The 12,131-nt window shown below is 65.8% G+C and carries 14 protein-coding genes and 1 tRNA gene; 2 read left to right on the plus strand and 13 right to left on the minus strand.

The genetic code is table 11. From position 1 onward, the window contains the following. Positions 1–5 precede the first annotated feature (5 nt). From IP92_RS12180 to IP92_RS12195, 4 genes are all read right to left on the minus strand, one after another. The gene (locus IP92_RS12180) at positions 6–1,046 is read right to left on the minus strand and encodes a quinone-dependent dihydroorotate dehydrogenase (protein ID WP_145875111.1); all 1,041 of its coding nucleotides are present in this window, start codon (positions 1,044–1,046) and stop codon (positions 6–8) included. Positions 1,047–1,090: 44 nt separating this feature from the next. Then, the gene (locus tag IP92_RS12185; protein WP_145875113.1) at positions 1,091–1,825 is read right to left on the minus strand and encodes an arginyltransferase; all 735 of its coding nucleotides are present in this window, start codon (positions 1,823–1,825) and stop codon (positions 1,091–1,093) included. A gap of 97 nt (positions 1,826–1,922) precedes the next feature. After that, the gene (gene aat, locus IP92_RS12190; protein ID WP_145875115.1) at positions 1,923–2,651 is read right to left on the minus strand and encodes a leucyl/phenylalanyl-tRNA--protein transferase; all 729 of its coding nucleotides are present in this window, start codon (positions 2,649–2,651) and stop codon (positions 1,923–1,925) included. Next, positions 2,648–3,220 (minus strand): NUDIX hydrolase, encoded by a 573-nt coding sequence (locus IP92_RS12195; RefSeq protein WP_145875117.1) that lies wholly within the window; start codon positions 3,218–3,220, stop codon positions 2,648–2,650. Before IP92_RS12195 ends, aat begins: the two co-directional genes overlap by 4 nt. 162 nt (positions 3,221–3,382) lie before the next feature. Here IP92_RS12195 and IP92_RS12200 point away from each other — a divergent pair. After that, positions 3,383–3,459, plus strand: a tRNA-Met gene (locus IP92_RS12200). A 134-nt stretch (positions 3,460–3,593) separates the two neighbouring features. Further along, positions 3,594–4,235 (plus strand): hypothetical protein, encoded by a 642-nt coding sequence (locus IP92_RS12205; RefSeq protein ID WP_145875119.1) that lies wholly within the window; start codon positions 3,594–3,596, stop codon positions 4,233–4,235. Positions 4,236–4,359: 124 nt separating this feature from the next. Here the strand turns inward: IP92_RS12205 and IP92_RS12210 are convergent, their stop codons facing one another. The 9 genes from IP92_RS12210 to lspA form a co-directional block, all read right to left on the minus strand. Next, the gene (locus IP92_RS12210; protein WP_145875121.1) at positions 4,360–5,415 is read right to left on the minus strand and encodes a MerR family transcriptional regulator; all 1,056 of its coding nucleotides are present in this window, start codon (positions 5,413–5,415) and stop codon (positions 4,360–4,362) included. 6 nt (positions 5,416–5,421) lie between these two features. After that, positions 5,422–6,318 (minus strand): DNA-3-methyladenine glycosylase family protein, encoded by an 897-nt coding sequence (locus tag IP92_RS12215; RefSeq protein ID WP_145875123.1) that lies wholly within the window; start codon positions 6,316–6,318, stop codon positions 5,422–5,424. Then, on the minus strand, positions 6,315–7,202 hold the full coding sequence (locus IP92_RS12220; RefSeq protein ID WP_145875125.1) for a DMT family transporter: 888 nt from the start codon (positions 7,200–7,202) through the stop codon (positions 6,315–6,317). Before IP92_RS12220 ends, IP92_RS12215 begins: the two co-directional genes overlap by 4 nt. A 124-nt stretch (positions 7,203–7,326) precedes the next feature. Further along, positions 7,327–8,334: an XdhC family protein gene (locus tag IP92_RS12225; protein WP_145875128.1), complete on the minus strand. Its 1,008-nt coding sequence runs from the start codon at positions 8,332–8,334 to the stop codon at positions 7,327–7,329. A 12-nt stretch (positions 8,335–8,346) separates the two neighbouring features. After that, complete coding sequence (locus tag IP92_RS12230; protein ID WP_145875131.1) at positions 8,347–8,757, minus strand: surface-adhesin E family protein; 411 nt, start codon at positions 8,755–8,757, stop codon at positions 8,347–8,349. After that, the gene (locus IP92_RS12235; protein ID WP_145875134.1) at positions 8,754–9,908 is read right to left on the minus strand and encodes a M48 family metallopeptidase; all 1,155 of its coding nucleotides are present in this window, start codon (positions 9,906–9,908) and stop codon (positions 8,754–8,756) included. Before IP92_RS12235 ends, IP92_RS12230 begins: the two co-directional genes overlap by 4 nt. A gap of 22 nt (positions 9,909–9,930) precedes the next feature. Then, positions 9,931–10,380 carry a dUTP diphosphatase gene (gene dut, locus IP92_RS12240; RefSeq protein ID WP_145875136.1) on the minus strand — a complete coding sequence of 150 codons (450 nt, stop codon included), beginning with the start codon at positions 10,378–10,380 and terminating at the stop codon, positions 9,931–9,933. Then, a complete protein-coding gene (coaBC, locus tag IP92_RS12245; RefSeq protein ID WP_145875138.1) occupies positions 10,377–11,594 on the minus strand; it encodes a bifunctional phosphopantothenoylcysteine decarboxylase/phosphopantothenate--cysteine ligase CoaBC in 1,218 nt (405 codons plus the stop codon). Before coaBC ends, dut begins: the two co-directional genes overlap by 4 nt. Before the next feature lie 19 nt (positions 11,595–11,613). Next, positions 11,614–12,120 carry a signal peptidase II gene (gene lspA, locus IP92_RS12250; RefSeq protein WP_145875140.1) on the minus strand — a complete coding sequence of 169 codons (507 nt, stop codon included), beginning with the start codon at positions 12,118–12,120 and terminating at the stop codon, positions 11,614–11,616. Positions 12,121–12,131: the final 11 nt, after the last annotated feature.

The raw sequence follows: 12,131 nt of genomic DNA on the forward strand, positions 1-12,131 counted from the left end.
CTCCTTCAGCCGCGCAGCGCGTCCGCGCAGTCGCGCACCAGTGCCGGGCCCGCGTAGATCAAGCCGCTGTACAGCTGCACCAGCTGCGCGCCGGCGTCGATCTTCGCCTTCGCGTCCGGGCCGCGCATGATGCCGCCGACGCCGATGATCGGCAGCGCATCGCCCAGCTCCGCCTTCAGCAGGCGGATCACGCGGTTCGACGGTTCGAACACGGGAGCACCGGACAGGCCGCCCGCCTCGGCGCCGTGCTGCATGCCTTCGACGGCGGTGCGCGACAGCGTCGTGTTGGTGGCGATCACGGCATCGATGCGGTGGCGCACCAGCGCGTCGGCGATGTTCTTGACCTGGTCTTCATCCATGTCCGGCGCGATCTTCAGGGCCAGCGGCACGTAGCGCTTGTGCTGGTCCGCCAGGCGCTGCTGCGCATCCTTCAGCTGCGCCAGCAAGCCGTCCAGTTCCGAGCCGCCCTGCAGCTGGCGCAAGTTCTTCGTGTTCGGCGACGAGATATTCACCGTCACGTAGCTCGCGTACGGATAGACCTTCTGCAGGCAGTGCAGGTAGTCGTCGGCCGCGCGTTCGATCGGCGTATCCGCGTTCTTGCCGATGTTCAGGCCCAGCACACCTTCCTTCTTCTGGTAGAAGCGCGACGACTGCACGTTCGCGACAAACGCGTCAACGCCGCCGTTGTTGAAGCCCATCCGGTTGATGATGCCGTGCGCCGCCGGCAGACGGAACATGCGCGGCTTCGGGTTGCCCGGCTGGGCGCGCGGCGTCACGGTGCCCACTTCGATGGAGCCGAAGCCCAGGTCCGCCAGCGCGTCGATGTAGGCGCCGTCCTTGTCCAGCCCCGCGGCCAGGCCGACAGGATTCTTGAACAGCAGGCCCATCACGGTGCGCGGATCGGGCTTCGGCGCGCGTACGATCGCCCGCAGCAGGCCCAGCTTCGAGAGGCGTTTCAGGTTGTCGAGGGTGAAATGGTGCGCGGTTTCCGCGTCCATCGAGAACAGCGCCGGACGCGCGAGGGAATACAGGAATTTGTCGGACATGAGAAGAAACGGCGGGTGAATTCGCCGCTATTCTACCTTGCCGGTCAATCCATTCGAGCCATTACGGCCCAGACGCCCTTGCGCCGGGCTTCCAGCGGCTGGAACTTGATCTTGTAGCTCATCTTCGGGCTTTCCTCGATCCAGTAGCCCAGGTAGACGTAGGGCAGGCCCAGCTCGCGGGCCTGGGCGATCTGCCACATCACGTTGTAGGTGCCGAACGAGGCGCCCGGCACGTCCGGGTCGAAGAACGTGTAGACGGACGACAGGCCGTCGGACAACACGTCGATGATCGACACCATGCGCAGCGTGCCGTCCGGCTCGCGGAACTCGACGAGGCGCGTGTTGACGCGGCTTTGCAGCAGGAACTGCGCATACTGGTCGCGGCTGTCCTGGTCCATGCCGCCGCCGGCGTGCCGGGTGCTCTGGTAGCGCAGGTACAGCGCGTAGTGCTCGTCGGAGAAGGACAGCGTCGCGACGCCCGTGCGCAAGTTTTCATGGCGGGCCCAGGCGCGGCGCTGGCCCCGCGTGGGGGCGAACGCATCCGCGACAACGCGCACCGGGATGCATGCCTGGCAACCGTCGCAATACGGCCGGTACGTGAAGATGCCGCTGCGGCGGAAGCCGTTGCGCACCAGTTCGGAATACACATCCGCGTTGATCAGGTGCGACGGCGTCGCGACCTGTGAGCGGGCCTGGCGCGTATCCAGGTAACTGCAGGGGTAGGGCGCAGTCGTGTAGAACTGGAGGGCGGCAAAGGGAAGGTCGTTCAGCTGCGTCATGCAAAACCTGTCATCGGTTAGCGGTTGCACGGTGGTTGCTGACATCATAGCGCGTTCGCCACCCGCCATGTGTGCGTGGCGCCACTAAAGAAAAACGTCAGCTGCCTGCAACCACGGGCGGTATCGGCTGCCACTCGCGGATGCGGGGTTTCGCGATGGCCCGTTTCAGGTGCTCGAGAAAGGCGCCGCGGGGAATCGGACGGGCGCCCAGCGACGCCAGATGGCCCGTCTCCTGTTGGCAGTCGATCATCTGCACGCCGTGCAGTTTCAGGAAATGCACGAGATACGCCAGTGCCACCTTGGATGCGTCCGGCACGCGGGCAAACATCGATTCCCCGTAAAACATCTGGCCGATCGAGACGCCGTATGCGCCGCCCACCAGCTCGCCATCGAGCCACACTTCCGACGAATGCGCGAATCCCAGCTTGAACAGGCCCGTGTAGCCGCGGATGATGTCTTCCGAGATCCACGTGCCGGGGCCGTCGCGGCGCGGCGCGGCGCAGGCGCGCATCACCCGCTCGAAGGCGCTGTCGAAGCGCACCTGCCAGTGTCCGTCCGTGCGGGCGCTTTTCTCGACCTTCTTCAACGTCTTTTTCAGGCTGGCGGAAATCTTGAACTCGTCCGTATGCAGCACCATGCGCGGGTCGGTGCTCCACCACAGGATCGGCTGTCCCTCGGAAAACCACGGAAAGATGCCGCGCTGGTAAGCGGCCAGCAAGCGCTCGGGGGACAGGTCGCCGCCCGCCGCCAGCAAGCCGGGGGCTTCGGTCGTGAGCGCTTCGGAAACGTCAGGGAAGGGCGTGTGCACGCCGAGCCAGGGAATCATGAGTCGACGCGCATCGGCCGGGTGATGTCCTGCGTATGGAAGCCGTAACCGCCGCCAGCGCGCATGCGGGCGCGGTCGGCAAAAAAGAATTCGAGGGTCGTGCGGATCGTCGGGAAGGCAAGCTCGTCCCAGGGAATCTCCCTTTCGCGGAACATTTGCACGTCCAGGCTCTCCTCGCCCGGGGCAAAGTCCAGGTCGCGCAGCGTGGCCAGGTAAAACATGTGCACCTGGTGGACGTGCGCCACGTTGAGCAGCGCGAACAGGTCGCCCAGCTCGATGTTGGCGCCGGCTTCCTCTTCCGTCTCGCGCCGGGCCGCATCAGCCGTCGTCTCATTGTTTTCCATGAAACCTGCCGGCAGCGTCCAGTAGCCGTAGCGTGGTTCGATCGCCCGCTTGCACAGCAGTACCTGCAGCTCGCCGTCGCACTCCCACACGGGAATCGACCCGATCACCATCTTCGGGTTCTGGTAGTGGATGGTTTCGCAATGGACGCACACGTAGCGGGGACGGTTGTCCCCGGCGGGGACCATCAGCTCGACCGGGTGGGCGCATTCGGAACAGAATTTCATACAGTGTCAAAGTCGTGATCGTGCGACTACTTTACACCGTTTGACGGGGCGCGCGGAACTGGCGCCACGTTGCTGCTGACGCATTTATCGGCCCTATCGTGCGGAAAACGAGGATAAATATTGCCTAATTGTGACAGGGGGCGTATAATTCATTTCATCAGACGCGGGGTGGAGCAGTCTGGCAGCTCGTCGGGCTCATAACCCGAAGGTCACAGGTTCAAATCCTGTCCCCGCAACCAGAATTCCAGAAAACCGCCGGCGGCATTGCCCCGGCGGTTTTTTTATTGGCTCTCTGTTATTGCCTATGTATTTTATTGCCTGAGTCATTCGCAGCGCGGATATACTTGCATTTTCTTTTTGGCAAGTTACTCGCATGATGAGAGTCGCTTCGCGTGGCCGAGCCATCGGCGTGATTGCCGCACTGCTGATCCACGCGATATTGTTGGCGGCGCTGCTACGTCAGACAGTCGTGCTGCCGCTGGTGGCGCCCCGTGTCGGCGAGCTGGTTTTCATTCAACCGCCAGCGCCCAAGATAAAACCTGTTCCCGCCGAGCGTCCAACAGCGGTGTCCGCCGGGAAAACCGCTGTGCGCCCCGCGCCACCGGCGTCGCCTGCATTACCGCAACCGCGCGTTGCGGAACCGGTGATCGCGGCGCCTGCCGAAGACCCATTCAATACTCCGCAGAAATTCGACGTCGGCGCCCTCGTGAAACAGGCGGGGCAGGCCGATAAGGCGGCGCGCCCGGCAGGGGAAAACCAGCAATATGGCCCCGTCACCGGTTCAATGCAGGCGATATTGAACCGGGCATTTACGGAAGCGAAACTGGCGGTGCCGCCGAAATGGTATGAGGCCGCGCGGATCGAGCTGTTCAGCGCGCCGAACGACCCCAAGAAGATTTACCAGATCACGACGGCATTCGGTACCTATTGCCTGTTTTATCCTGATCCACGCCAGATCGACGGCCGTGCGCAAGGGTCGCAGCCGCGGGCGGGCAATTGCCCCGTCCCTTACTGATATCGGGAAGGCAGCCCGTCTTCTGATCGGTCCGGCAACGGAAATGCGCCCGCCGTGCCGATTGCTGGCGCGAACACGCCAGTAATCGGCATGAATCGGGCGCGCGGAACCGCAGTGCGTCGCGTCAGCGCTGGCCGGCCACCCGGCGCAGCCATTCGACCATCTCCTGGCCGACGTACAACACGGGTTCATTCGCCAGCGCGGCACGAAAGCGCGCCACCGTATCGGGGTGGTTGCCGACCATGTCCTCGAACAGCTCCTGTTTCAGTTTCGCGAGCCGGCGCGATTCCTCGGCAATACCGTCAGGATCGTCGCGCATTTGCTTCGCGATCGCCGCAAATAACGGGAACCATTCCTTGCCGCGGGTGCGGTGGTGCTGCCGCATTTTCTCCATTTCGGCCGGCAGCAAGTGCGCCGCGTAAGCGTCATATTTGATTTCGCCGATCACCTCGCCGATAAAAGTCTTTAATTCAGGCGTGATTCCGGAAGTCTGACGCAGCGCCGGTTCCTGCTCATGCATCAAGTCGAGTTTGACGATCAGATTCGAATTGCCGGCCGTATCCCGTTTCAGCATGTCCAGCCAGCGCTTGCCGGCTTCTTTCGCTTCGGCGCTGGCCGGCTGTATGCCGCGTTCCATCAGATGCGCCACGTGGGCCACCAGTTCCTGCCATTCGGCGCGGGCTTTCTCGTCGTGATAAAACGCGAGCTCGTTCAGCTCTTCTTTCGAAAAATATTTGTCGTACATTTTCATCTGCTCCAGTGTGGTCAGCCATTCGGCCAACTCCGGCTGCTCGCCCCGTGACAGGCGCGCATGCAGGTGCTGCAATTGCGTGCGCATGCGCGCCGCCTCGTCGATCTGGCGGTCGAGTGCGGCCAGTTGACGCTCGACGATGGCGAGGGCGGGGGTGCCGGAATGGGCCAGGAAGGAACCGATGTCGGCCAGCGGCATGCCGAGCTGGCGCAGGGCCTGGATCTGGTGCAGGCGTGCCACGTCGTCCCGGCCGTAGAGCCGGTAGCCGGCATCGGTACGGACCGAAGGCCGGAGCAGGCCGATGTCGTCGTAGTGGTGCAGCGTGCGGACCGTGAGGCCCGCGTGTTTCGCCAGTTGTCCTATCTTCAGCATCGTCAAGCTCCTCGTTCGGTAAAGACACTGTGCAGCCTGACGTTGCGTGAGGGTCAAGCGGTATCAATCGGGGGGAGCGAGGCTCGCCCACAGGTGCGCGGCGGCCATCGTACGGTGCGGTTGGTACTGTTGCAAGATCTGTTCGGTGCGGGGGATGTCCGGCTTGCTGTCCTCGCCCAGCAGTTTTTGCAGCGCGGCGCGCACGGCGACGTCGCCATGCAGCGAGCAATCGGCGTGGCCATAGCCGCGCAGCAAGCCGTAGTTGACGGTCCACGGGCCGATGCCCTTGACGGCCAGCAGACGCCGGCCGATGTCGTCGATGGTATTGCCGGGGCCAGGTTCCAGGTCCAGCGTGCCGCCGGCGACGAGGCCGGCGAAGCGGAGCAAGGTCTCGGCCTTCGCGCGCGAGAACTTGCGGCTGGTCAGGTCGTCAACGGCGAGCCGGGCCGCGTCCGCCGCTTCCGGGTAGCACCACAGGCCGCTGCTGTGGCGGTGTCCTGCCTGCAGGATGAACGTGCGGCGCAGCGCGATGGCGAACGGCAGGTTGATCTGCTGGCCGATGATCGCCCATGTCAACGCCTCGAACACGGTGGCCGATTGCACGATGCGCAGCAAGCCCTGGCGGCGCACGACGGGGCCGAGCAGCGGGTCGTCCGCCACCGCCGCGCAGAACGGCGCCGGGTCCAGATGCAGGCCCAGGATGCTGCGCGTCGCGTGCATGGCGTGCTCTTCCAGGCAGGCGGGCAGGGCGGTATCGCGGTCGATGTCGGCCGTGCAGTCGGCCGCGTCCGGGCTCAGGTGCACCGCGAGCACGACGGGTACGCCATCCAGCATCACGCCCTTGCGCAGCATATCCGCACCCACTTCCTCGGCGATGCTTTCCGCGTCGCGCCGATGAAACTTCAACACGTCCTGGACGCGGTAGCCCGGCGGCAGGGGCAGCGTGAACCCGAGCTTCATGCCGCTTTCGCCTTGCGCAGGCTGAACGGCGGCCGGTAGCCGGTGACGAGCGCGGTGCCGGCGATGACGATGGCGGCACCGGCAATGGTGTACCAGCCCACGACCTCGTGCAGGAACAGCGCGCCCCACAGGATGCCGAACAGCGGGTTGAGGAAGGTGACGGTCAGTGCCGACGTCGCTCCGACGTCGCGGATCAGGCCGTAGTACAGCAGGTAGGCGACGCCACTGCAGAGCACGCCCAGGGCGAGCGCCGCGGCCAGCGCGCCGGGCGTGGCGGGGGCAGGCGCGGGAAACACCAGCAGCGACGGCAGCGTCAGCAGTGTCGCGGCCCACATGCTGCCGTGCGCATTCGCGAACGGCTCGACGCTGGGCGCGGCCTTCGCATACGTGCTGGCGATGCCGTAGTTAAAGGCGGCGAACAGCGCCGCCGCGATCGCCAGCCCGGCGCCGTCACGCGAACTGACGTGGTCGAAGCCGACCAGCAGCGCGACGCCGGCGGTGCCCAGCACGAGGCCTGCCAGCACGCGGCCACTGATCATCTGGCGCTGCCACACGGCACCGATCAGCGCCCCCCACATGGGCGCCGTGGCATTGAGCACGGACAGCACGGAAGCCGACAGGGTCCGCGCCGCCCAGGCGAACAGCAGGAAAGGCAGCGCCGCGTTAAAGATGCCCAACACGAGGTAGTGTTTCCAATGCTCCCGCCAGCCCAGCGGCTTCTTCAACAGCAGCGCAATCGCGGCGAGGAACAGCGCGGCAAACAGCACGCGATACTCGATCAGCACCCCCGGCCCCAGCACGGGCGCGGCAATGCGCATGAACAGGAACGAACCACCCCAGATGGCGGCCAGCAGGATCAGGCGGAACAGGTTGGCAGTGGACATGGCAAGTTTCTTCTTATGGCTGAGCCCGTGTCCTATTTTGACCCGCTAAGTTGCGGAAATGGACACGGGCTGGACATTGTCGCGCATTGCGCGCGTCCTTGCTTGCCGGTTCTTGCGGTTGAATTCAGACGGCGCAGCTGGCCGTGCCGGGGGCTTCCAGCGCGGCGGCGTGGTTGACCTGCAGCGACTGGGGCACGCCGTTTTTCACTGCCGTCATTTCGGCCAGGATCGAGATCGCGATTTCGGCCGGCGTCTTGCTGCCGATGTACAGGCCGACGGGGCCGTGCAGCCGCGCCAGCTGTTCTTCCGTCACGTCGAACTGCAGCAGCCGCTCGCGCCGCTTGGCGTTGTTGGCGCGCGAGCCGATCGCACCGACGTAGAACGCGTCCGACTTCAGCGCTTCCATCAGCGCCAGGTCGTCCAGCTTCGGGTCGTGCGTCAGCGCGACCACGGCGCTGCGGCGGTCCAGCTTCATTTCGATCACCAGGTCGTCCGGCATCGCGTGCACCAGCTGCACGTCGGGCAGCGTCCAGCCGGCGCGGTATTCCTCGCGCGGATCGCAGACGGTCACGTGGTAGTCCATCGCCGTGGCGATCTGCGCGACGAAGCGCGACAGCTGGCCGGCGCCGATGATCAACAGGCGCCAGCGCGGCCCGTGCTGCGTGATGAAGTGCTCGTCGGTCAACGTCAGCACGCTGCCGGCCACCGCCTTGTCCAGGGTGATGGCGCCCGTCTTCAGGTCGACACGGCGCTCGACCAGCTGGTGCTGTTCCAGCCGGCGCAGCAATTCGTCGATGCCGCTGTGGGGGCCCAGCGGTTCGATCGCCAGCTCGATCGTGCCGCCGCAGGGCAGGCCGAAGCGGTGCGCCTCGTCCGCCGTGATGCCGTAGCTGACCACCTCGGGCAACGTGCGCGTGATGCCGTGCTGGCGTACCCGGTCGATCAGGTCGTCCTCGATGCAGCCGCCCGAGACGGAACCGACGACGCGGCCGTCGTCGCAGACCGCCAGCAGCGCACCGACGGGCCGCGGGCTCGAACCCCACGTCTTGACGACGGTGACGAGTTCGCAGCGGTGTCCAGTCGCGATCCACGCGGCGGACGTCTTCAGAACTTCGAGATCGATGCTGTCCATGGCCGGACTATACTACGGCGCCGGTTTCGCCGCCGGCGCCTTGCCGCAGACCGCTGCCATTGCGCGCGCATAGCGGCTGCCGGTGTCCACCACCTCGGCGTCGAACGCTTCGAACTTGTAGGTACCGACGGCCTCGCCCTTGCCCATCGCTTCCGGGTAGAACGTCTGCGACAGCAGCGTCACGCTGCGCTCAGTACAGTCGTACAGGTGCTGCGCCTTCACCGACAGGTATTGCTTGCCGTCCGGCGCCGTCTGCGGCTTGCGGAACGATTCCAGCGTGATGGCCCGCTTGCCGTTGTCGGCCTTCCTGATCGACGCCTTGTCGATGTACACGGCGCTGTCGCGCGTGGTGCCGGCCTTGGTCCATGCGGCATGCGCGGCCAGCGGCAGCGCGCACAGGAACAGGGCGGCAACGCGGATCATGGCACCAGCGCCTTGTTCTTCGCCTGCTTGGCCTTTACCTCAGCCACTGTGCGATCGATCGCCGCCAGCCGCGGTGCCAGGTTCGGGTGCACGGCCATATAGCCGTTCAGCACCGTCGACGGATACTGCGCGGCGAGGCGCTGCCAGAAGCTCTTGTAGCGCTCGATGCCGTAGCCGGCACGGGCCAGCATGTACAGCGCCAGCGTGTCCGCCGCCACTTCCATCTCGCCCGGCACGGGCTTGACGCCGCCACTGCCGATCAGCAGCGACTGGTCAGGCTGCACGCGCGACACGTTGTCGATGATCGATGCGATCGATCCCGTATTGCGCAGCGAGACCGGGTGGCCCAGCACCGTGTGCGCGATATCCTTCGCCAGCACGTAGGCGATGGCCTCGTCGCTGCGGGCGAAGTTGATCATGCCGCGCGTGACGGCGACGCGGCCGCCGTCGGCGTAGGAATTGATATTGTCCGCGTTGCCCAGGTCGACGCGGATCGCGCAGGCGCGCGTGACGGGCACTTTCAGCACCTGCGTAGTGCCGTTGCGGGAGATGGTCATCGACAGCTGCGAGCGGCTCGAGACGAGCGGCCCGAATACGGCCGCCGCCTGCGTCTCGGCACCACGGCCGGTCGGCAGCTGCCGGCCGTCGGCGGCGATCAGGTCGTCGCCCTTGCGCAGGCCGGCCCGCGCGGCGCCGCTGCCGGCCAGCACGCCGGACACCTGCAGCGTATCGTCGTATCCCAGCACGGCCGCCGCGGCATCCGCGTACTCGCCCGGGTAGGACCATTTGTTCTTGGCCGTGAAGCCCAGCAGGCCGCGCGCCTGCGTGCGGCACAGCTCCACGTTATTGATCAGCAGCGGCGCGGCGACGCGGTACAGCCGGTCCTGCAGGGCCGCCATCGTCTGCAGCGTTTCGCGGGCAGCCAGCATGCGCGGCGTGACCAGCGGCGCTTCGGGCGGCGGCGGCTGGACTGCAACGGGCGGAGCGGGAGGGGGAGCGGTGGTGGCGCAGGCCGACAGCAGTGCGGCGACCGCCAGTGCGGCCAGGGCCGACGGCGCGCTGCGAGCGATGGCGCCGTGGTTTGCGCCGTGGTTCGCGCCGTGGTTCGCGCCGTGGTGTGATGAGGTGCTTCGTACAGCGGTTCCTGCCATAGATCCTTCCCGGTATGCTGGTTCAGTGCTTGCCGGTGCTGCCGAAGCCACCTTCGCCCCGTTCGCTCGCACCGAATTCCTCCACGACGTTAAAGGCCACCTGCAGGACGGGCACGACGATCAACTGGGCCAGCCGCTCCATCGGCTGCAGCGTGAAGGCGTTCTGGCCCCGGTTCCACGTCGAGACCATCAGCTGGCCCTGGTAGTCGGAGTCGATCAAGCCTACCAGATTCCCCAGAACAATGCCGTTCTTGTGGCCCATGCCGCTGCGCGGCAGGATCATCGCGGCGTAGCCGGGATCGGCGATGTGGATTGCGAGGCCGGTGGGCACCAGCACGGTCTGGCCGGCTTCGATCGTGAGCGGCGCGTCGATGCAGGCACGCAGGTCCAGGCCGGCGCTGCCGGGCGTTGCATAGGCCGGCATCTGGTCCTTCATGCGCGGGTCGAGAATCTTGACGTCGATGGATTTCATTGGAACAGCGAGTGTTTGTTGATACGTTTGGAGATTTCGGAGATCAGCTGGCGCGCCAGCGTGAGCTTGTCGGCGCGCGGCAGGATCGTGTGGCCCTGCTCGTCGAACAGCACGATCGTGTTGTCGTCCTGGCCGAACGTGTGGTGGCCGATGTTCCCGACGAGGAGGGGAATGCCCTTGCGTTCGCGCTTGGCGGCGCCGTATTCGAGCAGGTTTTCCGATTCGGCGGCAAAGCCCACGCAGTACGGATGGCCGGCCAGGGTCGTGCGCGCGGCGATCGTGGCCAGGATGTCAGGGTTCTGTTCGAACGCGATGTGCGGCGTGCCGCCCTCGGTCTTCTTGACTTTCTGCGTGCTGGGGTTGGCGACGCGCCAGTCGGCCACCGCGGCCACCGCGATGAACACGTGCTGCCCGGTGATCGCCTGGTTCACCGCATCCATCATCTGCTGCGCCGTCTGCACGTCCACGCGATGCACGCCATGCGGCGTGGCCAGCGCGGTCGGGCCCGAGATCAGCGTGACCTCGGCACCGGCCTCGCGCGCGGCACGCGCCACCGCGTAGCCCATCTTCCCGGACGACAGGTTGGTGATGCCGCGCACCGGGTCGATCGGCTCGAACGTGGGGCCGGCCGTGATCAGGATGCGCTTGCCCGCCATGACCTTCGGCTGGAACGCGGCGACGATTTCCTCCAGCATATCGGCCGGTTCCAGCATGCGGCCCATGCCCACTTCGCCGCAGGCTTGCGCGCCGGCGGCCGGGCCGAGGATGTGGATGCCGTCCTCGCGCAGCTGCTGCACGTTGCGCTGGGTGGCCGGGTTGGTCCACATCTCGACGTTCATCGCCGGCGCCGCCAGCAGCGGCACATGACGGGGCCGCGCCACGCACAGCGTCGACAGCAGGTCATCGCAGGCGCCGTGCGCCAGCTTGCGGATGAAATCGGCCGAGCAGGGCGCAATGACGATCGCATCGGCATCGCGCGTGACGTCGATGTGGGCCATATTGTTCGGCACGCGCGGGTCCCACTGGTCCGTGAACACGCTCTTGCCGGACAGCGCCTGCATCGTCACCGGCGTGATGAAGTGGGTGGCCGCGTCGGTCATCACGACCTGCACTGACGCGCCTTCCTTCGTCAGGCCGCGGCACAGTTCGGCCGCCTTGTAGCACGCCACGCCGCCGGACAGGCCGAGGACGATCTTCTTGCCGGTCAGTTCCATATGCAGGCTCCGGGAGGGTCTAGCGGTTCACCCGGCGCAGCTCATCGAGGATGAACAGCGCCGCGCCGATGCAGATCGCCGTGTCGGCGACGTTAAAGGCCGGGAAGTGGCCCAGGCTGCGCCAGTGGAAATCGAGGAAGTCGATCACGTGGCCGTGGATCAGGCGGTCGATCACGTTGCCGACGGCGCCGCCGAGGATCAGCGCGAGGGCCCAGCAGAACATGCGCTGGCCGGCATGCTTCTTCAGCAGGTAGACGATGTACAGCGCGGCGCCAATGCCGATCGCCGTGAAGAAGTAGCGTTGCCAGCCGCTCTCGTTCTGCAGGAAGCTGAATGCCGCGCCGCGGTTGTGCGCAAGGACGAGATTGAAGAAGCTCGTGACGTACAGCTCTTCGCCGTACGTGAACAGTTTCGAGATCGTGATCTTCGTCAGCTGGTCGAGCAGGATGATGACGGCGGCGATGCCGAGCCAGGGCGTCAGGCTGCCCGAGGACGACGTGGAGAAGGTTTTCTTGTTCTTTGCCATTGCGGATAGTG

It is taken from the genome of Pseudoduganella flava (assembly GCF_007830495.1).
GTDB classification, from domain to species: Bacteria; Pseudomonadota; Gammaproteobacteria; order Burkholderiales; family Burkholderiaceae_D; genus Rugamonas; species Rugamonas flava.

What these genes read in the sequence shown, in the direction of transcription:
- IP92_RS12180 (WP_145875111.1), bottom strand. Translation starts at nt 1,046, where the DNA reads ATGTCCGACAAATTCCTGTATTCCCTCGCGCGTCCGGCGCTGTTCTCG.
- IP92_RS12185 (WP_145875113.1), bottom strand. Translation starts at nt 1,825, where the DNA reads ATGACGCAGCTGAACGACCTTCCCTTTGCCGCCCTCCAGTTCTACACG.
- aat (WP_145875115.1), bottom strand. Translation starts at nt 2,651, where the DNA reads ATGATTCCCTGGCTCGGCGTGCACACGCCCTTCCCTGACGTTTCCGAA.
- IP92_RS12195 (WP_145875117.1), bottom strand. Translation starts at nt 3,220, where the DNA reads ATGAAATTCTGTTCCGAATGCGCCCACCCGGTCGAGCTGATGGTCCCC.
- IP92_RS12205 (WP_145875119.1), top strand. Translation starts at nt 3,594, where the DNA reads ATGATGAGAGTCGCTTCGCGTGGCCGAGCCATCGGCGTGATTGCCGCA.
- IP92_RS12215 (WP_145875123.1), bottom strand. Translation starts at nt 6,318, where the DNA reads ATGAAGCTCGGGTTCACGCTGCCCCTGCCGCCGGGCTACCGCGTCCAG.
- IP92_RS12220 (WP_145875125.1), bottom strand. Translation starts at nt 7,202, where the DNA reads ATGTCCACTGCCAACCTGTTCCGCCTGATCCTGCTGGCCGCCATCTGG.
- IP92_RS12225 (WP_145875128.1), bottom strand. Translation starts at nt 8,334, where the DNA reads ATGGACAGCATCGATCTCGAAGTTCTGAAGACGTCCGCCGCGTGGATC.
- IP92_RS12230 (WP_145875131.1), bottom strand. Translation starts at nt 8,757, where the DNA reads ATGATCCGCGTTGCCGCCCTGTTCCTGTGCGCGCTGCCGCTGGCCGCG.
- IP92_RS12235 (WP_145875134.1), bottom strand. Translation starts at nt 9,908, where the DNA reads ATGGCAGGAACCGCTGTACGAAGCACCTCATCACACCACGGCGCGAAC.
- dut (WP_145875136.1), bottom strand. Translation starts at nt 10,380, where the DNA reads ATGAAATCCATCGACGTCAAGATTCTCGACCCGCGCATGAAGGACCAG.
- coaBC (WP_145875138.1), bottom strand. Translation starts at nt 11,594, where the DNA reads ATGGAACTGACCGGCAAGAAGATCGTCCTCGGCCTGTCCGGCGGCGTG.
- lspA (WP_145875140.1), bottom strand. Translation starts at nt 12,120, where the DNA reads ATGGCAAAGAACAAGAAAACCTTCTCCACGTCGTCCTCGGGCAGCCTG.